The organism is Stenotrophomonas sp. 63632_Sma (assembly GCF_056482875.1).
The window spans coordinates 1,014,358-1,038,045 of the sequence record NZ_CM151220.1 but is presented as its reverse complement, the minus strand read 5'-3'; the positions used below and the strand labels follow the sequence as shown (position 1 = coordinate 1,038,045).

The 23,688-nt window shown below is 67.4% G+C and carries 20 protein-coding genes; 9 read left to right on the top strand and 11 right to left on the bottom strand.

What is annotated here, in order from left to right:
• Window positions 1-53: 53 nt before the first annotated feature.
• Window positions 54-1,091 carry a type IV pilus twitching motility protein PilT gene (locus ACZK45_RS04790; protein ID WP_006422551.1) on the bottom strand — a complete coding sequence of 346 codons (1,038 nt, stop codon included), beginning with the start codon at window positions 1,089-1,091 and terminating at the stop codon, window positions 54-56.
• 87 nt (window positions 1,092-1,178) lie between these two features.
• On the opposite strand from ACZK45_RS04790, the gene ACZK45_RS04785 reads away from it, so the two are divergent.
• Window positions 1,179-1,856: a YggS family pyridoxal phosphate-dependent enzyme gene (locus ACZK45_RS04785; protein WP_125895217.1), complete on the top strand. Its 678-nt coding sequence runs from the start codon at window positions 1,179-1,181 to the stop codon at window positions 1,854-1,856.
• Window positions 1,857-1,874: 18 nt separating this feature from the next.
• Window positions 1,875-2,696, top strand: coding sequence for a pyrroline-5-carboxylate reductase (proC, locus tag ACZK45_RS04780; protein WP_125895219.1), 822 nt, complete (start codon window positions 1,875-1,877; stop codon window positions 2,694-2,696).
• Window positions 2,697-2,755: 59 nt separating this feature from the next.
• Here the strand turns inward: proC and ACZK45_RS04775 are convergent, their stop codons facing one another.
• A complete protein-coding gene (locus ACZK45_RS04775) occupies window positions 2,756-3,631 on the bottom strand; it encodes a LysR family transcriptional regulator (protein ID WP_049421550.1) in 876 nt (291 codons plus the stop codon).
• A gap of 100 nt (window positions 3,632-3,731) precedes the next feature.
• On the opposite strand from ACZK45_RS04775, the gene ACZK45_RS04770 reads away from it, so the two are divergent.
• Window positions 3,732-4,334, top strand: a complete 603-nt coding sequence (locus tag ACZK45_RS04770; RefSeq protein ID WP_125895221.1) for a short chain dehydrogenase — start codon at window positions 3,732-3,734, stop codon at window positions 4,332-4,334.
• 73 nt (window positions 4,335-4,407) lie between these two features.
• Here the strand turns inward: ACZK45_RS04770 and soxR are convergent, their stop codons facing one another.
• Entirely contained in the window at window positions 4,408-4,842 is a 435-nt protein-coding gene (gene soxR / locus ACZK45_RS04765) for a redox-sensitive transcriptional activator SoxR (RefSeq protein ID WP_032127734.1), read from the bottom strand.
• 29 nt (window positions 4,843-4,871) lie between these two features.
• On the opposite strand from soxR, the gene ACZK45_RS04760 reads away from it, so the two are divergent.
• On the top strand, window positions 4,872-6,293 hold the full coding sequence (locus tag ACZK45_RS04760; RefSeq protein WP_346486163.1) for an MFS transporter: 1,422 nt from the start codon (window positions 4,872-4,874) through the stop codon (window positions 6,291-6,293).
• A gap of 87 nt (window positions 6,294-6,380) precedes the next feature.
• On the opposite strand, the gene ACZK45_RS04755 is transcribed toward ACZK45_RS04760, so the two are convergent.
• A complete protein-coding gene (locus ACZK45_RS04755; protein ID WP_032127736.1) occupies window positions 6,381-8,402 on the bottom strand; it encodes an esterase/lipase family protein in 2,022 nt (673 codons plus the stop codon).
• On the bottom strand, window positions 8,402-9,376 hold the full coding sequence (locus ACZK45_RS04750; protein ID WP_125895274.1) for an Lnb N-terminal periplasmic domain-containing protein: 975 nt from the start codon (window positions 9,374-9,376) through the stop codon (window positions 8,402-8,404). The genes ACZK45_RS04755 and ACZK45_RS04750 overlap by 1 nt, the downstream gene beginning before the upstream one ends.
• Before the next feature lie 171 nt (window positions 9,377-9,547).
• On the opposite strand from ACZK45_RS04750, the gene ACZK45_RS04745 reads away from it, so the two are divergent.
• Window positions 9,548-9,952, top strand: a complete 405-nt coding sequence (locus ACZK45_RS04745) for a GFA family protein (protein WP_049421554.1) — start codon at window positions 9,548-9,550, stop codon at window positions 9,950-9,952.
• Window positions 9,953-10,221: 269 nt separating this feature from the next.
• Here ACZK45_RS04745 and ACZK45_RS04740 read toward each other — a convergent pair whose 3' ends face one another.
• Together ACZK45_RS04740 and ACZK45_RS04735 are read right to left on the bottom strand one after the other, a co-directional pair.
• Complete coding sequence (locus tag ACZK45_RS04740) at window positions 10,222-13,323, bottom strand: efflux RND transporter permease subunit (RefSeq protein ID WP_180854080.1); 3,102 nt, start codon at window positions 13,321-13,323, stop codon at window positions 10,222-10,224.
• A 4-nt stretch (window positions 13,324-13,327) separates the two neighbouring features.
• Window positions 13,328-14,506 (bottom strand): efflux RND transporter periplasmic adaptor subunit, encoded by a 1,179-nt coding sequence (locus ACZK45_RS04735; RefSeq protein WP_125895230.1) that lies wholly within the window; start codon window positions 14,504-14,506, stop codon window positions 13,328-13,330.
• A 153-nt stretch (window positions 14,507-14,659) separates the two neighbouring features.
• On the opposite strand from ACZK45_RS04735, the gene ACZK45_RS04730 reads away from it, so the two are divergent.
• Window positions 14,660-15,343 carry a response regulator transcription factor gene (locus tag ACZK45_RS04730; protein WP_478445526.1) on the top strand — a complete coding sequence of 228 codons (684 nt, stop codon included), beginning with the start codon at window positions 14,660-14,662 and terminating at the stop codon, window positions 15,341-15,343.
• Window positions 15,321-16,706 (top strand): sensor histidine kinase, encoded by a 1,386-nt coding sequence (locus ACZK45_RS04725; protein WP_478445525.1) that lies wholly within the window; start codon window positions 15,321-15,323, stop codon window positions 16,704-16,706. Before ACZK45_RS04730 ends, ACZK45_RS04725 begins: the two co-directional genes overlap by 23 nt.
• Window positions 16,707-16,804: 98 nt before the next feature.
• Here the strand turns inward: ACZK45_RS04725 and ACZK45_RS04720 are convergent, their stop codons facing one another.
• A complete protein-coding gene (locus tag ACZK45_RS04720) occupies window positions 16,805-18,322 on the bottom strand; it encodes an MFS transporter (protein ID WP_478445524.1) in 1,518 nt (505 codons plus the stop codon).
• Window positions 18,323-18,429: 107 nt separating this feature from the next.
• On the opposite strand from ACZK45_RS04720, the gene ACZK45_RS04715 reads away from it, so the two are divergent.
• Window positions 18,430-19,329 carry a LysR family transcriptional regulator gene (locus ACZK45_RS04715; protein ID WP_478445523.1) on the top strand — a complete coding sequence of 300 codons (900 nt, stop codon included), beginning with the start codon at window positions 18,430-18,432 and terminating at the stop codon, window positions 19,327-19,329.
• Window positions 19,330-19,342: 13 nt separating this feature from the next.
• Here ACZK45_RS04715 and ACZK45_RS04710 read toward each other — a convergent pair whose 3' ends face one another.
• The 3 genes from ACZK45_RS04710 to ACZK45_RS04700 form a co-directional block, all read right to left on the bottom strand.
• Window positions 19,343-20,221, bottom strand: coding sequence for a LysR family transcriptional regulator (locus tag ACZK45_RS04710; protein WP_478445522.1), 879 nt, complete (start codon window positions 20,219-20,221; stop codon window positions 19,343-19,345).
• Between the two features lie 38 nt (window positions 20,222-20,259).
• On the bottom strand, window positions 20,260-21,141 hold the full coding sequence (locus ACZK45_RS04705) for an SDR family NAD(P)-dependent oxidoreductase (RefSeq protein ID WP_478445521.1): 882 nt from the start codon (window positions 21,139-21,141) through the stop codon (window positions 20,260-20,262).
• A gap of 158 nt (window positions 21,142-21,299) precedes the next feature.
• A complete protein-coding gene (locus ACZK45_RS04700) occupies window positions 21,300-22,163 on the bottom strand; it encodes a DMT family transporter (protein ID WP_049463495.1) in 864 nt (287 codons plus the stop codon).
• Between the two features lie 133 nt (window positions 22,164-22,296).
• Between ACZK45_RS04700 and ACZK45_RS04695 the strand changes: the two genes are divergently transcribed.
• Window positions 22,297-23,676: an aminotransferase-like domain-containing protein gene (locus ACZK45_RS04695; RefSeq protein WP_478445520.1), complete on the top strand. Its 1,380-nt coding sequence runs from the start codon at window positions 22,297-22,299 to the stop codon at window positions 23,674-23,676.
• Window positions 23,677-23,688: the final 12 nt, after the last annotated feature.

Sequence of the window (23,688 nt, the reverse complement as noted above, 5' to 3'; positions counted from 1 at the left end):
AACGGCGCGGAAACGGCGGCGCACTGGCGCCCGCCGCCCCGTTGCTGCCCGCCTTACTCGAACAGGCGCTTGTCCTTGGCGTAGTCGCGGGCCTGGTTGCGGGTGATCAGGCTGCGCTTGACCAGGTCCTGCAGGTGCTGGTCCAGGGTCATCATGCCGTACTGCTGGCCGGTCTGGATCGCCGAGTACATCTGCGCCACCTTGTCCTCGCGGATCAGGTTGCGGATGGCCGGGGTGCCGACCATGATTTCCCACGCAGCGGTACGCCCGCCACCGACCTTCTTCAGCAGCGCCTGCGAGATCACCGCACGCAGCGATTCGGACAGCATCGAACGCACCATCGGCTTTTCGCCGGCCGGGAACACGTCGATGATACGGTCGATGGTCTTGGCCGCCGAGCTGGTGTGCAGAGTGCCGAACACCAGGTGGCCGGTTTCCGCGGCGGTCAGTGCCAGGCGGATGGTTTCCAGGTCGCGCAGTTCGCCGACCAGGATAATGTCCGGGTCCTCACGCAGTGCCGAGCGCAGCGCTTCGTTGAAGCCATGCGTGTCGCGGTGCACTTCGCGCTGGTTGATCAGGCACTTCTGCGAGGTGTGCACGAATTCGATCGGATCCTCGACGGTGAGGATGTGGCCGTATTCGTTTTTGTTGATGTAGTCGATCATCGCCGCCAGCGTGGTCGACTTGCCCGAACCGGTCGGACCGGTCACCAGGATCAGGCCCTGCGGCTGCTGGATCACTTCGCGGAACAGCGGCGGGCAGGCCAGGTCCTCGAGGGTGAGCACCTCGGACGGAATGGTACGGAACACCGCACCGGCACCGCGGTTCTGGTTGAACGCGTTGACACGGAAGCGCGCCAGCGACGGGATCTCGAAGGAGAAGTCCACTTCGAGGAATTCCTCGTAATCGCGGCGCTGCTTGTCGGACATGATGTCGTACACCAGCGCGTGGACCTGCTTGTGGTCCAGGGCTGGGATGTTGATCCGGCGCACGTCGCCGTCCACGCGGATCATCGGCGGCAGGCCTGCGGACAGGTGCAGGTCGGACGCTTTGTTCTTTACGGAAAACGCCAACAGCTCGGCGATATCCATGAGCGGCTACTCCCCAATAACGGCTTCGACTGGAAGGATCTTTCCCCGGGCGGCAGTATAGCCTCCTGATTCAACGGAACGCGTTACGTGGCCACTCCCCTGCCCCAGATCCTGAGCAACCTGCACGCCGCCGCCGAGGCCGCTGGCAGGCCCGACCCACGCCTGCTGGCGGTGTCCAAGACCCAGCCGGCCGAGGCCGTGGCCGCGCTGGCCGCACAGGGCCAGCACGCCTTCGGCGAGAACTACGTGCAGGAAGCACTGGCCAAGATGCAGGCGCTGCAGCACCTGGCGCTGGAATGGCACCTGATCGGCCACCTGCAGTCGAACAAGGCCGATGCCGTGGCCAGCCATTTCGACTGGGTGCAGAGCGTGGACCGTTCCAAGCTGGTGACCGCGCTGGCACGCCATCGCCCGGCCGCGCGTGGCCCGCTGAACGTACTGATCCAGGTCAACATCGACGATGAATCCAGCAAGCATGGCTGTGCACCGGAAGAAGTGGATGCACTGGCCGCCGCGATTGCCGCCGAACCCAGCCTGCGCCTGCGTGGCCTGATGGCGATTCCCGCACCGTGGCCGGAAGCGGAGCGCCGTCGGGATGCATTCGTGCGCATGCGCACACTTTTCCAGTCGCTGGCTGCCCAGCACGCGCAGATCGACACGCTGTCGATGGGCATGAGCAGTGACTACGCCGAAGCCATCGCCGAGGGTGCCACCCTGGTACGCATCGGCACCGCCCTGTTCGGCGCCCGCCCGCGCCCGGCCTGATTTTCCAAGGAGACTTCCATGGCAGCTGATTCCATCACCTTCATCGGCGGCGGCAACATGGCCCGCAGCCTGATCGCCGGCCTGATCCGCCAGGGCGTGCCTGCCGCACACATCCACGTGGCCGAACCGATTGCAGCACTGCGCGAGTCACTGGCGGCGGACTTCGGCGTGCAGGTGCACGACAACGCCGCCGATGCCGCCGCGCACGGCCGCACCTGGCTGCTGGCGGTGAAGCCGCAGGTGCTGCGCGATGTGTGCCAGTCGCTGCAGGCGCTGGCGCAGGCGAACCAGCCGCTGGTGGTGTCCATTGCCGCCGGCATCACCAGCGCGCAGCTGGAACGCTGGCTGGGCGGCAATCTTCCGGTGGTGCGCGCGATGCCCAACACCCCGGCCCTGCTTGGCGCCGGCGTGACCGGCCTGTATGCCACGCCATCGGTGGATGCACAGCAGCACGCGCGCGCCGAACAGGTGCTGGCCAGTGCCGGGCGCACGGTGTGGATCGACAGCGAATCGCTGATGGATTCGGTCACTGCGGTGTCCGGCAGCGGCCCCGCCTACGTATTCCTGCTGGCAGAAGCGATGGAAGCGGCGGGCATAGCCCAGGGCCTGCCGGCCGACGCTGCGCGTGCGCTGGTGGTGCAGACCCTGCTGGGAGCCTCGCGCATGCTTGATGAGGCCGGTGAAAGCCCGGCCGAGCTGCGCCGTCGCGTGACCTCGCCGAACGGCACCACCCAGGCCGCGATCGAGAGCTTCCAGGCCGGTGGTTTCGAGGCGCTGGTGGACACCGCGCTGCGCGCCGCGCAGGTACGTGGGCAGGAACTGTCTGCGGCGAATGATTGATCCCGATGTGTGCCGACCAACGGTCGGCACCTACCATCATCCACGCATGGCGTGGATGTTCATTGCCCCAATGTGGCCATGACGAAATCGACGAAGCACTGCAGGCGCGGGCGCGGCCGTCGATCCGGCAGGTAGATCAGGTGCATCGGTCGCGGTTCGGGCAGGTAGTCGCGCAGCAGCGGCTTCAACCGCCCGGCCGCGATTTCGCCGGCCAGCAGCGCGGTCGGCTGCAGCACCAGCCCTGCGCCGGCCACGGCGGCCTCGCGCAACGCGACACCATCATTGCAGGTCAGGCGCGCTTCCCAGTCCACCTGTTCGCCGTTGGCCAGCTGCCAGCCATGGCCGCCGCGCCAGGCCAGGTGGCTCAGGCAGTCATGCCCGGCCAGATCCCCAGGGGTGCGCGGCGTGCCACGCCGGCGCAGATAGGACGGTGCCGCGCACAGGCTCATCGCGTACGGCGGCAACGGCCGCGCCACCACTTCCTGTGACGGCAGCGGCCCAACGCGGATTGCCACGTCGAAGCCATCCTCGATCAGGTCCACGCGGCGGTTGCTCAGGTCCAGTTCGATGTTCAGCAACGGCTGCTCACGCAATAGTCCGGACAGTACCGGCGCCAGCACGCAGCTGCCCCAGGTAGTCGGCGCGCTGACCCGCAGCAGCCCGCGGGGTTGTACCTGCAGTCCGGCCACGTCCGCCTCCGCCTGCTGCACCTGCTCCAGCACCTGCCGGCACCCGGCCAGGTAGGCGCTGCCGGCTTCGGTCAGGCGCTGGCGGCGGGTGTTCCGTTGCAGCAGCGCGGTACCCAGGTGCGCCTCCAGCTGCTGGATGTACTTGCCGACCATCACCGCCGACACCTGCAGCTGTTCGGCGGCGCCTGCAAAGCTTCCGCACTCGGCCACGGCGACGAAGGCCTGCATGCAGCGAAGCGTATCCATTGCTAATCCAGAGTTAGGAATCTGCGAAGCATACGCCGCTTACCTAACCCCACTGTGAGGGCGCAGACTGCGCCCATTCCCCCTCTCGCAAGGAACGGCCATGAAGATCCTCCTCGTCGGTGCCAGCGGCACCCTCGGCCAGGCAGTCGCCCACCAGCTCGGCCAGCAGCATCAGATCCTCGCCGCCGGCCGCAACAGCGGTGAGCTGCGCGTCGACCTGACAGACGACGCCAGCGTCGCCGAACTTTTCGCGCGCACCGGTCCGGTCGATGCAGTGATCTCCACCGCTGGCAAGCTGCACTTCGGTCCGCTGAAGGACATGACACCCGAGCAGTTCAACCTCGGCCTGCAGGACAAGCTGCTGGGCCAGGTGCGGCTGGCACTGGTCGCCCAGCACCACCTCAACGCCGGCGGCTCGATCACCCTGACCAGCGGCATCGTCAGCGCACAGCCGATCCGCGATGGCGCCAACGCCACCTCGGTGAATGCCGCGCTGGAAGGCTTCGTGCGTGCCGCCGCGTTGGAGCTGCTGCCGCGTGGCCTGCGCATCAACGTGGTCAGCCCGAACGTGCTGATCGAATCGATGGCGGCTTACGGCCCCTATTTCCCAGGCTTCGAAGCGGTGAGCGCGCAGCGCGCGGCGCTGGCCTTCCAGCGCGCGGTGGAAGGCATCCAGAGCGGCGAGACGATCACGGTCTGGTAAGAAAAAAGGGGACGGAGGGGATTAAGTCGTTAATGCACAAGCGACATAATCCCCTCCGTCCCCTCTTCGCGGATCACTCCCAGCGCATCGGGCCGTCGCCGCGTTCGCCGAGGACGTCTTCGGGGTTGGCCAGGCGGCAGCGCTGCAGCGACAGGCAGCCGCAGCCGATGCAGCCGGTCAGTTCATCGCGCAGCAGTTCCAGCATGTGGATGCGCTCCTCCAGCTCGGTGCGCCAGCGCGCGGACAGCTTTGCCCAGTCGGCCTTGGTCGGCGCGCGGCCCTCGGGCAGGCTTTCGAAGGCACGGCCGACAGCTTCCAGTGGCATGCCCACCCGTTGCGCGACGCGGATCACGGCCAACCGTCGCAGCACATCACGGCTGTAGCGCCGCTGGTTGCCCGAGGTGCGCAGGCTGCTGATCAGCCCCTTGCGCTCGTAGAAATGCAGCGCGGAAACCGCCACGCCACTGCGCTGGGAGACTTCGCCAACGCTGAGTTCCTGGGAAACCATTGCTTGACCTAAACTGCAGTTGAGGTGGCATGCTGCTATCTTCGCCGCCAGTTGACAAGCGCGGCCCGCATCTGACTCGTATGTCCCCCACTCTTTCGCCCGCCGACGCCCGTGCGCCGGCTGATACGTCGATCCTGTCTCCCCGCTATCGCGCCACCACCATCGGCATGGTGGCACTGGTGGCGCTGCATGCCTTCGAGGCCCTGGCGGTGGCCGCCGCCATGCCGACCGTGGCCGAGGCGCTGGATGGCCTGCGCCTGTATGCGCTGGCCTTTGGCGGCACCCTGGCCACCAGTGTCATCGGCATGACCCTGGCCGGACGCTGGGCCGACCTCCATGGGCCAGCTCGGCCGCTGTGGTATGGCCTGGGCTGCTTCGTGCTGGGCCTGCTGCTGGCCGGCTTCGCCATGCGCATGGGCATGCTGGTGGCCGGGCGCCTGCTGCAGGGCCTGGGTGCGGGCGCGATCTCGGTTTCACTGTACGTTATGGTCGGGCGCAGCTATCCCGAGCACCTGCGCCCGAAGGTATTCGCCGCGTTCTCGGCCGGCTGGGTGGTGCCGTCGATGATCGGCCCCGCGCTGAGCGGGTTGATCGTGCAGCATCTCGGCTGGCGCTGGGTGTTCCTGGCGGTACCCCTGCTGGCGGTCCCGGCCGCGCTGCTGCTGCGCCCGGCGCTGGCGCGCATGCAACCGACCGATGCAGGAAACAGCGACGATGGTCGCGGCAACGTGGTGCGTTGGGCCAGCGGCGCCTCGCTGGCGGCGCTGCTGCTGTACTTCGGTGGCCAGCAGCGCGGCCTGCCCGCCCTGCTCTGCATTGGCGCAGCGCTGCTGGCGCTGCTGTTCTGCGTGCACCGCCTGCTGCCGGCCGGCACGCTGCTGCTGCGCCGCGGGTTGCCCAGCGTGATCGCGCTGCGCGGCATCGCCGCTGCGGCCTTCTTCGCCTGCGAAGCCTATCTGCCGCTGCTGCTGCAGCGCGAACGCGGACTCTCGCCCAGCTGGGCCGGCGCGGTGCTCAGTCTTGGTGCACTGGGCTGGTTCGCCGGTTCATGGCTGCAGGGCCACCAGCAGCGCGGCTGGTCACGCCAGCAGCTGCTGCGCGTTGGCACACCGCTGATGACGATCGGTATCGCCGCCACACTGGCCGTGCTGTTCAACGCAGTGCCGCTGCCGGTGGCATTGGTCGGCTGGGCCATGACCGGCTTCGGCATGGGCATGATCTACGCTAGCCTGTCGGTGCTGACGCTGTCGTTGTCCGCACCGCACGAGCAGGGTGCCAACACCTCGGCGCTACAGTTGAGCGAGGCGCTGTCGGTGACCACCGCGCTGGCGGTTTCCGGTGCGCTGTTCGCGCTGTTCGTGGAAGCCGCGCCACACACCGGCTACCTGTTGTGCCTGGCGATCACCTTCGGCCTGGCGCTGCTGGCCACGGTGATCGCACGACGGGTGTAGCACCGCCGCATTGCGGTAGTGCCGGCCGCTGGCCGGCAACCTCCGCGCACTCGGGAATCCCGTGATGATGCCGGCCAGCGGCCGGCACTACCGGCTGCCGGTCCCCATGTCATCGATATCCCGGTGCAGGATGCGCCGCACTTCCAGCACCGCCTGCGGGGTCTCCTGCACGCTGTGACCGGAAATGATCACCTTCTCCGACAACGCACCCGGCAGGTGCGCACTCCAGTACGGCACCAGCCCATCATCGGATTTCTCCACCGGCAGCTCCGGCTTGCGCTGGGCGATGATCGAGTGGTACTTCAGGCCCGCCTCAATCGGCAGCTGTGCGGCGGCCTTCACGAACGGATCGCTGGCCTTGAGGTTGTCGATGCTGTTCGGGATCTTCGGCTTGGCGGTGCCATCGACCTGCTGCTCGGCCTGTGCCAGTGCCATGAACACGTCCTCGAACTTGCCGAGAATGGTCAGCGGCAGGCGTACCAGGCGACCGATCAGGCGACCGACCTTGTTGCCGGCAATGTCGGTGCCCTGGTGCGGCGCGGCGATGAAGATCGCACGCTCCACGTTCGGCTGTGCCTTGAAATGCAGCAGCGGGCCCAGCTTGTTCTGCACCCGCTTCAGCCGTTCCCCCTTCAGGTCGTAGTTGGCCAGCAGGTCGTTCCACAGTACATCGCCGGAATCGCTCACCAGCAGGCGGGCCAGCACGCCGCCCATGCTGTGACCGATGTAGACCATGTCCTTCGACGCACGCGTGCTGCCGTTGGGATCGAAATGCTTCAGCGTGTCGTTGAATGCATTGGCGATCTCGTAGCGGTTCAGCGCGATCGGCGCATTGGTCGGGTAATAGACCTGCCACACCTGGAACTGCTGGCGCAGCTCGGGGTCACCCATGATCTCGTTGGCCAGGTTCACCCACGCTTCCGGGCTGCTGGCCAGGCCGTGCAGCATGAAGATGATGCGGCGGTTCGGGTCCCACGGCTGCATCAGGTAGATGTGCGGCTCGCCGATGCCCTCGCTCATGCCGAACAGGGTACGCAGCGACTGCCGGGCGAAGCCACTCTGCGCCAGCCACAGGCCGTAGGCGGCAGTGAAGTTGCCGGCCAGCGGTACCTGCTCACCGTGCAGAGTGATGCGCTCGGTCGCTTCCGGCGAATAGGCATCCAGCTCGACCCGGCGCGTGCGCATCACGTCTTCCAGGCTGCTGCCCTCGAACCGCAGCAGTGCGGTGACGTTGATCGAGGACATCTCACTGAACTCGGGCACCGAATCGTCATGGCGGTGGCGGCGGCCACGACGCTCGTCGTCCTCGTCGTCCTGCGCGGTTTCAGCCTTCGGGCCGTCGGGCGCGATCACTGGCGCGACCAGTTTCGGCGGGTCCATCACCATCACCAGTTCGGCACCGAAGCCATCGCGGCGATAGGTGCTGCGCAGGCCAACGAAGCTGACCGTTCCCGCTGGCACCAGCTGCGCCGGAATGCTCTTCAGGCCCAGCTGCTGGTAGTTGGAGGCCAGCGACCAGCTACCGACCGTGAGCGGCTTCGTATAGTCCTCGCCGGCCAGCGCAGCGGCGCGTGCGCGCACGAACAACACCACCGCCGCCTTCTCGGCCGCGTAGTTGTAGTAGTCGCGCACCTGCGTCTGCCGGTCCTCGAAGGCCCGGTCGGACGGTGAGCGGCCACTGTAGAACAGGTAGGCATAGGCATAGCGCGCGGCTTCCAGCCAGGCATCCAATGCCGCATCGCTCATCGGCGGATCGCCTGCGGCGGTCTTCTTCGGCGTCATCGCCAATGCAGCCTTCACCCACAGCTCGGACAGCGCCGACAGCCGCTGCTCGACATTGAGGTCGTCGGTCATCAGCAACGTGCTGCGGCAGACCAGGAAGTCCTTCTCGCACTGCGATTCGTCCAGGCCCGCTGCGCTGAGCGTTTCACGCGCGGCGGGGCTGAGCTTGCCAGTGTTGAGCACATCCGCGCGCTTGTTGACCAGTGAATCACTGGATTTGACCTGCTTGACGGTAACCATCGCGCAGCCGCTGCTGCCCAGCAGCAGGAAGGCGGCGAACAACACCGGCAGCAGGCGCTGCCAGCGGGTCAGAAAGAGTTGGGTCATTACTGCGGGTCCTGCTCGGTGCCGGGCACGCCCTGGCGGATCACGGTGGAGAAATGCTCGCCATCACCCAGGTCCAATGCGCGCTGGGTGATGCGGCCCTTGTCGTGCAGCTCGGCGTACGGCATGCCCGGCGTGAGCGCACCGACCTCCTGCGCGTACTCGGCCAGATAGCCGGACAGCAGCAGGCGGTAGTCCAACGGCAGGCGCGGTGCGATGTGGCGGGCCAGGTCGAAGACGATGGTCGTGCAGTTGCTGGTCAGCGTGTTGTAGAAACCCGGCTTGGCATCCAGTTCACGCGCCTGTTCGATGTACGCAGCGAACAGTTCCTTCAGCTGCGCGCGGTCCATGCCATGCAGACGGTACAGGTAGACATCCTCGCCCCGCGCGTTGGTGCGGGTGCGGATGATGTCGGTCTCCTCCGAAGCCACCAGGGTCATCTCGAACTTGCGGAAGAAGCCGCCCAGCGCGGAGAACGACTCACCGCGCTCCTTGCGGATCTCCAGCGAGAACACCACGTGGCGACCATCCTCGAAACCGAACGAGATCAGCGTGTGGGCGATCGCCGGGCCCATCCAGTACGACAGCACCAGGTCGGCCGAGCGCAGCTGGTCCAGGTCGTATTCGCGGCGCACCCAGTGCGCGTCGTAGTCGGTTTCACTGCGCCAGCTGAAGTCGCGCACGTTGTCCAGCACCACATGGCGCCCGTCGAAGGACACCACATGCAGGCGCTGGGCCACGTCGTCGGCCCATACGCGGTCCTGGCGCGGGGTCAGCAGCAGCCACCACAGGCCGGCCAACGCCAGCGCCACACCGAAGGCCGTGCCCAGGCGGCGCGAGGCACGTCCCCGCGCGCCCCGCCAGGACGCCCACAGCGCCACCAGCAGCCACAGCACGGCCACACCGGTGGCCAGCCAATCCGGCCCCGGCAGCTGGTAGGCCAGCAGCCCGCTCACCCACAGCGCCGCCAGCGCCATGGCACTCCCTGTCATCCAACGTCCTGCGGCGTTCACTGGCATCCTGTCGCGGTCTTGAAGCCGCATAGTTAGCCACAAGCGGGTTCACCGTGGCATCTACGGACCGTTCAGGCTGGGCAGCGCACCGTCGGCGGCGGCCTCTGCGGCCAGGTTCACTTCACAGGAGCAACGATGGGCATCACTTCCGTGGCCGGCGTTCCGGTCCAACCCCGGCACCGAGCCACCTGCCACTGCGGCACGGTCGAACTGCTGCTGGACCTGCCGGACGGTATTGTCGAACCCCGCCGCTGCGACTGCTCGATGTGCCGGCGCCGGGGGGCCATTGCCGCCAGCGTCAGCCGCGCGGGCCTGCAGGTGGTGCGCGGGCAGAACCACCTGCAGCGGTACCAGTTCAACACCCATGTGGCCGAGCACTATTTCTGTGGCGTGTGCGGCATCTACACCCATCACCGGCGCCGCTCCAACCCGGAACAGTACGGCTACAACGTGGCCTGCCTGGAAGGCATCGACCCGTTCGCGCTGGGTGTGATCCCGGTCAACGATGGGGTCAACCATCCCGCCGACCGCACCGGTTAGTGGCGCGTGCGCCGTGGCGGTGCGGCAACCTTCTGCCAGGGGGCCATGCCGCTGCGGCCTGCCCGCACCGGGCGCTTCAGCCAGGGCCGGCGGGGCGTCGCCTGCGGTTCGGTGACGACCGGGGGAGGAACAGGCCTGCGGCCAGGCCAGAGATGGTCGAGCAGCCACATGGCAGGTCTCCGTGGGGGACGGGGACGACCTACGCTAGCGGCACCTGGGCAAAGAACGGGTGAGGGTGCTGCGGCAGCCAGATGACAGCCGCGCCCCCCTCAGTCCTGCGGCCGTGACCGGCCCAGGCGGCGCACCAGCACGAAGAACAACGGCACCAGCACCACTGCCAGCACCGTGCCGGAGACCATGCCGCCGATCACGCTCATGCCGATTTCACGGCGGCTGACCGCGCCTGCACCGGTGGCCAACGCCAACGGAATCACACCAGCCACGAAGGCCAACGACGTCATCACGATCGGGCGCAGGCGCAGGCGTGCGCCCTGCAGGGCCGCTTCCACCGCTGAACTGCCGGCACGATAGCGAGCCTCGGCAAACTCCACGATCAGGATCGCGTTCTTGGCCGACAGGCCGATGGTGGTCAGCAGCCCCACCTGGAAGTAGATGTCGTTGACGAACCCGGCCGCGGTGGTCGCCAGCACGGTGCCGATCACGCCCAGGGGAATCACCAGCACCACCGCCACCGGCACCGTCCAGCTCTCATAGAGCGCCGCCAGGCACAGGAAGATGAAGGCAATGGAGGCGGTGTACAGCCACAACGTCTGGTTGCTGGCCAGTTGTTCCTGGTAGGACAGGCCACTCCACTGCAGGTCGAACCCGGGTTGATCGGCAACCAGCGCCTGCATGCGCTGCATCGCTTCGCCCGAGCTGCGCCCTTCAGCGGCGCTGCCCTGGATCTGCATTGCCGGCAGGCCATTGAAACGCTGTTGTAGCTGCGGCCCGCGTGCCCAATGGCTGCTGGCGAAACTGGCGAACGACGCCATCTGGCCGTTGCCACCACGCACATACCACTGGCCGATGTCGTCGGGCACGCTGCGGTAGGGCTGGTCGCCCTGCATGTAGACCCGCTTGACCCGGCCACGGTCGAGGAAATCGTTGATGTAACTTCCGCCCCAGGCCGCGGACAACGTTGAATTGATGTCGGCCTGGGCCAGGCCGAGCGCGCTGGCCTGGGCATGGTCGATGTCCAGCCGCAGCTCGGCCTTGTCGCCCAGACCGTTCAGGCGCACCGAGGTGAGCCCGTCGTCTTCGCCGGCCGCACGCACCACCTGTTCCTGCGCTGACTGCAGGGCCACGCGCCCGGCCGCGCTGGTGTCCTGCAGCCACAGTTCGAAGCCGCTGGACTGGCCCAGTCCACGCACCGCCGGCGGTGCCAGTACATTGACCTTGGCATCCGGCAAGCTGCGGAAGTAGGCATTGGCGCGTGTGATGATCGCTGCAGCGGTGTTGTCGCCCGTGCGCTCATCCCAGGGTTTCAGTGCGAGAAAGCCCTGCCCCGCGTTCTGGCCGGTGCCGGCATTGTTGCGGCCGACCACCACGAACACCACATCCAGGTTCTGCTTTTCGTGCTCCATGAAGTAGCGGCTGATCTGCTCGCCCAATGCTTCGGTACGCGCCATCGGCGTGCCTTCCGGCGTGGAGAACTGGAAGGTTACCTGGCCCTGGTCTTCCACCGGCAGGAAGCCGGTGGGCATGCGCGCGTACAGCGCGACCATGGCGACCACCAGCAGCAGGTAGAACGCCATCCAGCGCCGCGGCCGGGTAACGACGCCACCGAGCTTTCCCTGGTAGGCCAACTGGCTGCGCTCGACGCCCCGGTTGAACGCCCGGAAGAAACGACCCTGTGGCTTCTGCGCCGAAGACGGCTTGAGCAGGGTCGCGCACAGCGCCGGGGTCAGCGTCAGCGCCACCAGCGCCGACAATGCCATGGCAGATGCAATCGTGATCGAGAACTGCCGGTAGATGATGCCGGTGGAACCACCGAACAGCGCCATCGGCAGGAACACCGCGCCCAGCACCACGGTGATGCCGATCAACGCGCCGGTGATCTCGCCCATCGATTTTTCGGTCGCTTCGCGCGGCGGCAGATGCTCGTCGTGGATGATGCGCTCCACGTTCTCCACCACCACGATCGCATCGTCGACCAGCAGCCCGATCGCCAGCACCATCGCGAACAGGGTCAGTGTGTTGATGGTGAATCCGGCAACGGCCAGCACGCCGAACGTGCCCAGCAGCACCACAGGCACCGTGATCGCCGGAATCAGCGTGGCGCGCAGGTTCTGCAGGAACAGGAACATCACCACCACCACCAGAACGATGGCTTCGATGAGGGTATGGATGACCCCCTCGATCGAGACCCGCACGAACGGTGTGCTGTCACGCGGGTAGGCCACCTGCAGGCCGGGCGGGAAAGTCGGCCGCAGCCGCTCGATCTCCGCGCGCACCGCATCGGCCGTGGCCAACGCATTGGCGCCGGAGGCCAGAGTGACCGAGAAGCCAGCCGCCGGATAGCCATTGAGATAGCTGCTGGTCTGGTAGTTCTCCGCGCCGATCTCGACCCGTGCGACGTCGCCCAGCAACACCGCCGCGCCATTGGGCAGCGTGCGCAGGATGATCGCGCGGAACTGTTCGGGCGTCTGCAGGCGCGACTGCGCGGTGACCGTGGCGTTGAGGCTCTGCGTCGGGCTGGACGGCATCGCGCCCAGCTCACCCGCCGTCACCTGGGTGTTCTGCGCCTGGATCGCAGCGCGAACGTCCGACGGCATCAGGTCGTAGGCGCGCAGCTTGTGCGGGTCCAACCACACCCGCATCGCATAGGCCGAGCCGAACACGTTGATCTCGCCGACACCGGGAATGCGGCTGATCGGATCCTGCACATTGCTGACAAGGAAATCGGAGACGTCCACGCGCTCCATGCGCCGGCTGGTGTCGTACAGCGAGACCACCATCAGCGAATCGCCCTGCGACTTGGCGACCGTCACGCCCTGCTGCTGCACTTCCTGCGGCAGCCGGTTGATCGCCTGATTGACGCTGTTCTGCACCTGCACCTGGGCGATATCCGGGTTGGCGCTCTGGTCGAAGGTGACCGTGATGCGCGCCTGCCCGGACGAGGAACTGGTGGACGAGAAATACAGCAGGTGGTCGATGCCCTTGATCTGCTGCTCGATCACCTGGGTGACGCTGTCTTCCACCGTCTGCGCCGAGGCACCGGTGTAGTTGGCGGTGATGTTGACCTGCGGCGGCGCGATGTCCGGGTACTGCTCCACCGGCAGCTGGGTCACCGCGATGGTGCCGAAGGCCATGATGCAGATCGCCAGGACCCAGGCGAATACCGGGCGATGGATGAAGAAGCGCGGCAGCATCTGCTCAGTCCTTCCCGACCGGTGCCGGTGCAGGCTTCACCCGCACCGTCATGCCATCGGCCAGGCCCTGCGCGCCGGCCACCACCACCTGCTCGCCGGCGGCCAGGCCATCAAGGACCAGCCACTGGTCGCCGATCGCACGCGCGGTGCGGAACAGCCGCAGCCGCGCCTTGCCGTCCTTGTCCACCAGCCACGCCTGTGCCTCGCCCTTGGGGCTGCGGTCGACCGCAGCCTGTGGCACCAGCAGCGCCTGCTGGCGGATTCCCTGTCCCACCAGCGCGCGCACGTACATGCCTGGCAGCAGCTGCCCATCCGGGTTGGGGAAACGCGCCCGCAGGGTGATGCTGCCGGTCTCCTGCTGCACGTCCACGTCGGCGAATTCCAGCGTGCCGGGCAGCGGGTAGTCGGTGCCATCGGACAAGCGCAGCCGCACCGGTGCTGTGTCGGCCTGCACGCCACCGTCGGCGATGGCGCGGCGCAGTGCCAGGTACTCATTGCTGGACTGGGTGATGTCCACGTTCATCGGGTCCATCTGCTGCACCCGTGCCAGTGGATCGGCCTGGCCCGAGGTGACCAGCGCCCCCGGCGTGAACAGCGCGCGGCCGATGCGCCCGGCAATCGGCGAGGTCACCGTGGCGAACCCCAGCCGTGTGCTGGCCGTGTCACGCGCGGCCTGTGCGGCCTGCGCCGCGGCGGCAGCCTGCTGGTCGCTGGCGATCGCATCGTCCACGTCCTGGCGCGCGGCCAGCTGGTCCTTGCCCAACGCCTGCATGCGCTGCGCCCGCAGGCGCGCGGTCACCGCAGCGGCCTCGGCGGTCTTCAGGTTGGCCTGCGCCTCGTTCAGCGCCGCCTGGTACAGCGCGGGCTCGATCTGGAACAGTGGCTGCCCGGCCTTCACCCACTGGCCCTGCTCGAACAACCGCTTCACCAGCACGCCATCGACCTGCGGGCGCACGTCCGATTCCTGCGAGGCGACGCTGCGCCCGGGTAGTTCCTGCTGCAGTGCCAGCGGCTGGCTGCGCAGGGTCAGCACGGTCACCTCCGGTGCCGCGGCGCCGGGCTTGGGCGCGTCCTTGCCGCAGGCGCTGAGCAGGCCCGCCAGGGCAAGCGCCAGCAGCGGCAGGCCCGCGGTTCGCGGCAGCCGCCAGGCACGGTACGGACGGGAGGGGTTCGGAAGGATCATCGGCTGCAGGGTTCCACGCGTGGGGGAGCGTTCGGCGCCGAATATAGAAGACGTGGCGGCACGATCCTGCTAAATCGCGCATGAAACATTTTTCATTTGCAGTCGCTGCCCACGATTGCGAGGATGCCCCTGTCCCACTCTGCACACTGGCCCATGCCGCGCGTACTCACCATCGAGGACGATCTTGTCACCGCCGAGGAGATCGCCACCGAACTGCGCAGCCACGGCTTCGACGTGGACCTGGCCAGCGACGGCAGCAACGGCCTGGCGCTGGCACGTGCAGGCGACTACGCGGTGATCACCCTGGACCGCATGCTGCCCGGCATCGACGGGCTGGCCCTGGTCACCGCCTTGCGCCGTGAAGGCATCACCACGCCGGTGCTGATGATCAGCGCACTGTCTGACGTGGATGAGCGCGTGCGCGGCCTGCGCGCCGGCGGCGACGACTACCTGACCAAGCCCTTCGCTTCCGACGAAATGGCTGCACGCGTGGAAGTGCTGATCCGGCGCCAGGGCCAGGCCGCTGCCATCGACAACGTGCTGCGCGCCGGTGACCTGGAACTGGACCTGATGGCCCGTTCGGCGCGACGCGGCGGGCATGAAATCGCGCTGCTGCCGACCGAGTTCAAGCTGCTCGAATTCCTGGTCCGCAACGCCGGCCAGGTGGTCACCCGCAGCATGCTGTTCCAGGAAGTCTGGGGCTACCACTTCGATCCGGGTACCAACCTGATCGACGTGCATATCGGCCGCGTGCGCAAGCGCATCGAACAACCCGGCCGACCGCAGCCGATCATGACCGTACGGGGAACCGGCTATGTCTTCGACGCGCAATCCTGACCACTGGCGCTCTTCCAGCAGCAGACTGCTGGGCCTGTACTGCATCCTGTTCGTGGCGTGGTCGAGCCTGCTGCTGGGCGTGATGTACTGGCGCATCTCGGATTACCTGAGTGACCTGACCGAATCGGGCCTGCAGCAGCGCGCGCACCTTTTCATGAGCTTCGACGGCCCGGCACTGGATGAAGCATTGCGCGACAGCCAGCGCTTCGATCTGCACCAGGTCTATACCTATGGGTTGTTCGACAAAGCCGGCATGCCGATGGCAGGCCCGCTGACAGCGATCCCCGCGGGACTGCCGCTGGATGGCAACTCGCATGCGGTGGACGGTTGGACGCTGGCTGATGGCCGCCACGACAACGGCGGCAGTGCGCTCGGCGTGGTGACCCGCGATGGCCGCACGCTGGTATTTGTGCGCCAGAACGGCAAGCTCATGGCGGTCAACAGCATCATCCTTGATGCACTGCTGTGGGGCGTGTCGCTGACCGTCATTCCCGGCCTGGTGGGCTGGCATCTGCTGCGCCGGCGCCCGTTGAAACGGATCCAGCAGATCGAAGCGGCCACCAACCGCATTGTTGCCGGCGACCTCGGCCAGCGCCTGCCGGTCTCCAGCCGTCGCGACGAGATCGATCGGCTGTCGAGCATCGTCAATGCCACGCTGGAACGCATCGAACAGCTGATGACCGAAGTCAAAGGAGTCTGCGACAGCATCGCCCACGATCTGCGCACCCCGCTGACCCGCCTGCGCGCGCATCTGTACCGCATGCGCGTGGGCCTGGACGAACAGAACCCGCATGCCGATCCACTGGACAAGGCGCTGGCCGAGACCGACATGCTGATGGCGCGCTTCGCCGCGCTGCTGCGGGTATCCGAGCTGGAGAGCCACCAGCGGCGTTCGGCCTTCGACGCGGTGGACATCGCCGATCTGCTGCAGGAACTTCACCAGTTCTACCTGCCGCTGGCCGAAGAGAAGCAACAGCTGCTGGAACTGCAGGTGGACCCGAAGCTCGGGCAACTTCGTGGCGACCGCGAACTGCTGTTCGAAGCGCTGGCCAACCTGCTGTCCAACGCCCTGCAGTTCACGCCGGCGCAGGGCCGCATCCTGCTGCGTGCGGTCGATGACCAGGGCGTCCCCAGGATCGATGTGATCGACAACGGGCCGGGCATTCCGCCACAGGACCGCACGCTGATCTACCAGCGCTTTTTCCGCGGCAGCAGCAGTGCCGGCCAAGGACCGGGATTCGGCCTGGGCCTGTCGATCGTGGCCGCCATTGCCGGCCTGCACGGCTTCCGTGTCCGCGCCGGCAGCGCCCCCGGCGGCGGCGCCTGGATGAGCATCCGCGGCGCGACGGACGGCCTGCCCTGAGCAATGGCCTTCGAGCCAATGCGCGGCCCCGCGCAGGAAAGGAAAATCAGCTGGCAACCGCCGCCCCCCCGGCTACCCGCGCGTGGTGACCGGCACCATCAGCTATCGGTTCTGATCACGGCCAACCCTGGCCGCCGCAGCAGCAGGTGCAACAGCACAGCGCATGCGGCAGTCAGCAGCGCCAGGACACGCAGCAGTATCGCCAGCGCCTCGGCACTGGCCTGCTGCAGCTGTGCGCCGCTCATCGCCGGAAGCAGTGCCTGCGCCTGTGCCTGCGCCCCCGTGGCCAGATAGGCACCGGCACGCGCCAGCGATGCAGGCGATGCTCCCTGCAACTGGTGGCCGATCAGCAGCGCAAGCAAGGCGGTGACTGCGGCCAATGCGATGCCTTCACCGGCCACCCGCACGGTTCCGAAGATGCCGGCGGCCATGCCCGCACGCTGTACCGGCACCACGCTGACCGACAGCCCATCCATCAGGCCCCACGGCAAGGCCGTTCCTGCGCCGATCAGCATCAGCAACGGCACCCACTGCGACGGCGACGGATGCGATGCATGGCGCGACAACAGGTACAGGCCAGAGGCACAGACCAGCAGGCCCAGCGTGCACAGCCGCGCACTTCCAACGCGCTCCGCCCAGCGCGCGGCCAGCATCGGCAGCACCAGCATCGGCGCAGACAAGGCCAGCATCTGCAGCCCGACCAATGTCGTGCTCTGTCCATGCACGCCCAGCAGCTGCAGAGGCAGCACCACCAGCAGCACCACGTAGCCGAAGCAGGTTGCGACCGGCAGCAGCTGGACACCGAGGAACGCCGGTTGCGAGAACAGCGAGAGGTCCAGCAACGGTGAGCGGTGCAGCCGTTCGATGTAGACGAACGCTCCACCCAGCAGCAGCGTCGCCAACAGCGCCAGCTGCACGCGCACGGCATGCAGGCCGAACTCACCCAGCCACAGCAGGGCCAGGGTCAACGCCGCCAGCATCAGGCTGAAGCCCAGCATGCCGCCGACATCCAGCCGCCCGCGTTCGCCATGGCTTTCGGACAACGCGCGCGCGCCCACGGCGAACGCCGCCAGCGTCAGTACACCGCCCGCGGCGAACACACTGCGCCATCCCAACGCCTGCAGCAGCAGACCCGCGAGCAGCGGCCCCAGCGCCAGCCCCGCACCGAATGTGGTGCCCAGCAGCGCGAACACACGGGCACGCACCGGGCCCTGCCAGGCATGCGCCAGCGCAGCGGTGCCGGACGCCAGCGCCGCTGCAGCGGCAACGCCCTGCAGCCCGCGCGCCAGATCCAGCCACAGCAGCGTGGGCGCAAGGCAGACGACGGCAGTGGCGATGCTGAAGCCCGCGGTACCCAGCAGGAACAACCGCCGTCGGCCATAGCGGTCCGCCAGGCCACCGGCAGCAAGCAACAGGCTGCCGAAGGTGAGCATGAAGGCGTTGGTCACCCAGGCCAGCGCAGTCGGCGACGACGCCGCGGAACGGGCCAGCGCCGGCACCGCGACGGCACCGGCCGAGAAGGACAACGGCAGCGCCAGTGCAGCCAGGCAGACGGCAAGCAGGGCCCAGCGCTGCTGCGTGTGGGAAGGTACGGGAAGCATCGAAACCGGGGCCATGCGGGCCTCCATCCATCAGGGGCATTGATGATGGACAGGCCGCTATTCCAGAAAAACAGGCTCGATGGACGTTGATTACGGCCCATGGTTCCGTAATCATGCCCCGCATGGATTCCATCTCTGCCCTGCTGGCCTTCGTCCGTACCGCCGAAGCAGGCAGCATCGTCGGCTCCGCTCGCGTCCTCGGCCTGTCCGCGTCGGCCGTGGGCAAGCGCATCGCCCGCCTTGAACAGGAACTCGGCACCCGCCTGTTCCAGCGCACCACCCGCCGCGTGCACCTCACCGACGAAGGCGAACTGCTGCTGCAGCGCTGCCGGCGGGCACTGGATGAGCTTTCCGAAGCGCAGGCGGATCTGGCGCAGCGACAGCACGCCCCGAGTGGACTGCTGCGCATCGGCCTGCCCACCATCGGCTACCGCTTCCTGCTGCCGGTGCTGCCTGGCTTCCAGCAACGCTACCCGCAGGTGCAGCTGGAACTGGACTTCAACGATCGCATCGTCGACGTGGTCAGCGAAGGCCTCGACGCGGTGATACGCAGCGGTGAACTGGCCGATTCCACCCTGACCGCGCGGCGACTGGGTGGCTTTCGCTTCATCCTCTGTGCGGCGCCCGGCTATCTTCAGGCGCACGGCACGCCCGGTGATGTGGGCGAGCTGCGCCTGCATACCGCGCTGCGCTTCCGTTACCCCACCACCGGAAAGCTGCACCCTTGGCAGCTGCCGGGCATCGAAGGCGATGCTGGAGCGCGCCTTCCCACGGCGATGACCTGCAACAACATGGAGGCCGTGCTGGCCGCTGCGATCGGTTGCATGGGCCTGGCCTGGATGCCTGACTTCCTCGCAGCCGACGCGCTGGCCGATGGCCGCCTGCAGCGGGTACTGCCCGCGCTGCCCACGCACCAGGGGCAGTTCTCATTGCTATGGCCCGGTGGGCGCCATCCCAGTGCACGCCTGCGGGTGTTCATCGACTATGCCGTTGCGCATCTGTTCCAAGGCGACAAGGCGTAGCAGGTCCACAGAATCAGTTGGTGCCCGCCGTCTGCAGGAAATTGCGCAGCACCGGCGACGGCTGTTCCGGCCGCATGCAGAACGGCAGGTCGAAACGCGCTGCTTCGTCCTCCAGCACGCGATAGACGATCTCCTGCGGGCGGAAGCTGGCCATGCTGGCCGGGACGATCGCCACGCCGGCATCCACCGCCACCAGCGACAGGACCGCATGCATGCCCTGCGCTTCCTGCACGACGCGCGGGGTGAATCCCGCCGCAGTGCACAGGCCCAGCACCTGCGCGTGGAAGCCGATGCCCTCGCCCGCCGGCCATGAAACGAACGGTTCTTCAGCCAGCATCGCCACACTGACCTCCGGCGCGTCGGCCAGCGCATGAGCGCGCGGCAGCGCAATCGCCAGGCGGTCATGGTCGAAGTCGTGCAGTACCAGCTCGGCGGCGGGAATCGGTGGAATCAACACGCCAACGTCGATGCGCTGCTCACGCAGCCACAACTGCTGCTGGCGCGACGTGGCTTCCTGCAGGTGCAACTGCACCTGCGGGTACTGCTGGCGGAAGCGGCGGATCAAACCTGGCAGGCGGCCATACAGCGCACTGCCGACATAGCCTACGCGCAGGCTGCCGGACTGCCCCGCTGCAGCTTCGCGCGTGCGCTGCAACCCCTGCTCGGCCTGCTGCAGCGTTGCCCGCGCCTCCACCAGCAAGGTCTTCCCGGCCACGGTCAGGCCCAGCGTGCGGTTGCCGCGCACGATCAGTTCACTTCCGAGCTCGTCTTCCAGCCGTCGTATCGCCGCGGTCAGCGGCGGCTGCGACATGTGCAGGCGGGCGGCGGCGCGGTGGAAATGCAGTTCTTCGGCCACGGCCACATACTGGCGAAGCAGGCGCAGGTCGATCATCTCGAAGCAGGCAGTGGGAACCCGCCTAGGGTACGCCCTCAGCCGCGCACGTCGACGCTGGCGCGGGCGATGGCCGGCCACTGCAGCGCCACCGACTCGATGCTGTCGGCACTGACCGCGCGCAGATCCCTTGGGTACGCCACATGCTCGGCCTCCTGCAGGCGCAGTGCGTGGAACTGGCCATTGCTTGCGCGCAGCACCCAGCCGCCGTCCTGGCAGCGCGTGGATGCCAGATAGGCCACACCTTGCGCAACAGCTTCCGGATGCAGCTCATCGGGCTCACCCTCGATGCCCCACATGCGCGTCTTTGCCACCGGCGAAACCCCATTGACCACGATGCCATGCTCGGCACCTTCCAGTGCCAGCACATTGACCAGACCGAGCGCGGCCAGTTTGGCCATCGCGTACGCAGACAGCCCACGCTGTGCGTACTGCGGATACAGCGCGCGATCGGACGTGGTGATGACGATGCGCCCACCGCCCGCCGCGCGCATTGCCGGCCACGCCGCCTGCGCCAGCCACAACGGCGTCTTCGCGGCCAGGCACAGCATCTGCTCCAACGCATCGTCCTCGATCGCTTCCAGTGGCTGGTACTCGACCCAGCCCGCGTTGTGGATCAGGAAGTCGATGCGGCCGTGCGCCTGCAGCAGTTCCTGCACCAGCGCATGGCAACCGCTGCGATGATCGATGGGACCATTTGCGGCCTGCACTGGCAAACCCTGCCGCTGCAGCGCTTCGACGCTGCGCAGGATGCGCTGTGGATCGGCGCCGCGGCCATCGGTACCGGCACCGACGTCATGCATCACCACCTGCGCACCGCGCTCGGCCAGCAGGCGGCTGTAGGCCAGGCCCAGTCCACCGGCGGCGCCGGTCACCAGACCCACCTGGCCTTCGAAGGAAATACGCGAGATCGGCTTCATGCGCCCAGCTTCAACCAAGCACGCAGGCCGCAGCCAATACTGTTCACCACCCTCCACGATACGCGCACGCTATCGTCGGAAAGGGGACGGAGGGGATTAAGTCGTTTCAGGCACAGCAGGGCCGATTACGACTTAATCCCCTCCGTCCCCTTTTTCGCTCAGCGGCTGAAGCGGCGCGCGCCGGCGACGCAGATCACCGCGACCACGGTCACCAGCACCATGCTGAGGCTGACCGATTCGTGCAGCAGCAGCGCGGCCAGGGCCAGGCCGAAGAACGGCTGCAGCAACTGCAGCTGGCCAACAGCGGCGATGCCGCCCTGGGCCAGCCCGCGGTACCAGAACAGGAAGCCGATCAGCATGCTGAACACCGCCACGTAGCCCAGCGCCCACCACGCCGACGCACCGACCGCGGTGAACGAGGCCGGGCGCATCAGCACTGTCAGCGGCAGCATCACCGGCAACGCCAGCAGCAGCGCCCAGCTGATCACCTGCCAGCCACCCAGATGGCGGGCGAGCCGACCGCCCTCGGCATAGCCCAGCCCGCACACCACGATCGCCGCCAGCATCAGCAGGTCAGCCTGCAGCGAGGCCTCGATGCCGTTGCGCACCGCATAGCCGACCACGCAGGCACTGCCCAGCAGCGAGAACAACCAGAACGCCGGGCGCGGTCGATCGCCGCCGCGCAGCACGCCGAACACCGCAGTGCTCAGTGGCAGCAGGCCGAGGAACACGATGGTGTGTGCCGATGACGCATGCCGCAGCGCGAGCGCGGTCAACAGCGGAAAGCCGACCACCACCCCCAGACTGACCACCACCAGGCCTGGCAGGTCATTGCGCCGCGGCCACGGCTGGCGCAGCAGAAGGAGCAGGCCAAGGCCGAGCACAGCGGCAATGGTCGCGCGTGCAGCAGTGACGAATCCGGCGTCCAGCTGCAGCACCGCCAAGCGGGTGGCCGGCAGGGAGCCCGCGAAGATCACTACACCGATGAAGCCATTGATCCAACCACTCGCCGACCGTTCCACGCCTGTACTCCTGAAGGTGCCGGACGATGCCCGGCTGGACCTGTATGGAAGCATCCAGCGCGGAACGACCCCAGCTACAATCCAGTACAGTCGCAAGTAACTGTACTGCCTACACTTCCACTACGGTTCCCACATGCCACGTTCGCTCACCCGCATTGAATCGGTCATCCAGACTGTCCGCGCCCGCATCGGTGCGCGGGTGGATGGCCCCGGCTCGCGCCTGCCTTCGGTACGTGCGCAGGCGGCGGCGATGGGGGTGTCGGTCTCCACCGTGGTCGAGGCCTACGAGCGCCTGGCCGCCGAAGGTCTGATCAGTGCGCGCGCAGGATCCGGCTTCTACGTCAGTGGGCCGACCGCCCCGCTGGCGCTGGCTGAAATGGAGCCGCGGCTGGACCGCGCGGTGAATCCGCTGTGGGTGTCGCGGCAATCGCTGGAAACGCCCGCGGGCCACCTCAAGCCGGGTTGTGGCTGGATGCCCAGCGATTGGCTGTACCACGATGGCGTGCGCCGCGGCCTGCGTCGGCTGGCGCGTGCCGATGCATCACAGCTGGTCGACTACGCCGGCCCGCTCGGGCTGCCCCCATTGCGCCAGCTGCTGCAACGGCGCAGCGCGGCACTGGGCATCGATGCGCCGATGGAGCAGATCCTGCTGACCGAATCCGGTACGCACGCGGTCGATCTGCTCTGCCGTTTCCTGCTGAAGCCCGGCGACTGCGTTCTGGTGGATGACCCGAGCTACTTCAACTACCACGCGTTGCTGAAGGCGCACCAGGTGCAGGCCATCGGCGTGCCGTACACGCACAGCGGCCCGGACCTGGAGGCGTTCGCGCAGGCAGTTCAGGCGCATACGCCGCGGCTGTACATCACCAACTCGGGCCTGCACAACCCGACCGGCGCCGTATTGTCGGCCAGCACCGCCCACCGCCTGCTGGGCCTGGCCGAACGCAATGAACTGATCATCGTCGAGGACGACATCTTCGCCGACTTCGAACTGCAGCCTGCACCGCGGCTGGCCGCGCTCGATGGGCTGTCGCGGGTGATCCACGTCGGCAGTTTCTCCAAGACGCTGTCGGCAGCTTCGCGCTGCGGCTACATCGCTGCGCGCCATGACTGGATCGAGGCGCTGACCGACCTGAAGCTGGCCACCAGCTTCGGCGGCGGCCATCTGGCGATGCAGTTGATGCACATCGCGCTGACCGACAGCGGCTACCGCCGCCACATGCAGTCGGTACGTTCGCGCCTGGCCGATGCGCGCCGGCACACGCTGCGGAAGCTGCAGGCGCTGGGCATCACGCCGTGGCTGCAGCCGGAAGCCGGGCTGTTCCTGTGGTGCCAGCTGCCCGATGGCCGCGATGCCGCCGCACTGGCCCGGCAATGCCTGCGCGAGGGCATCGTGCTGGCACCGGGCAACGCGTTCAGTCAGTCGCAGCGCGCGGCCGACTATGTACGTTTCAACGTTTCGCAGTGCCAGGACCCGAGGATCTGGCAGGTATTGGCGCGGGAACTGCGCTGAGCCGAGCACCGA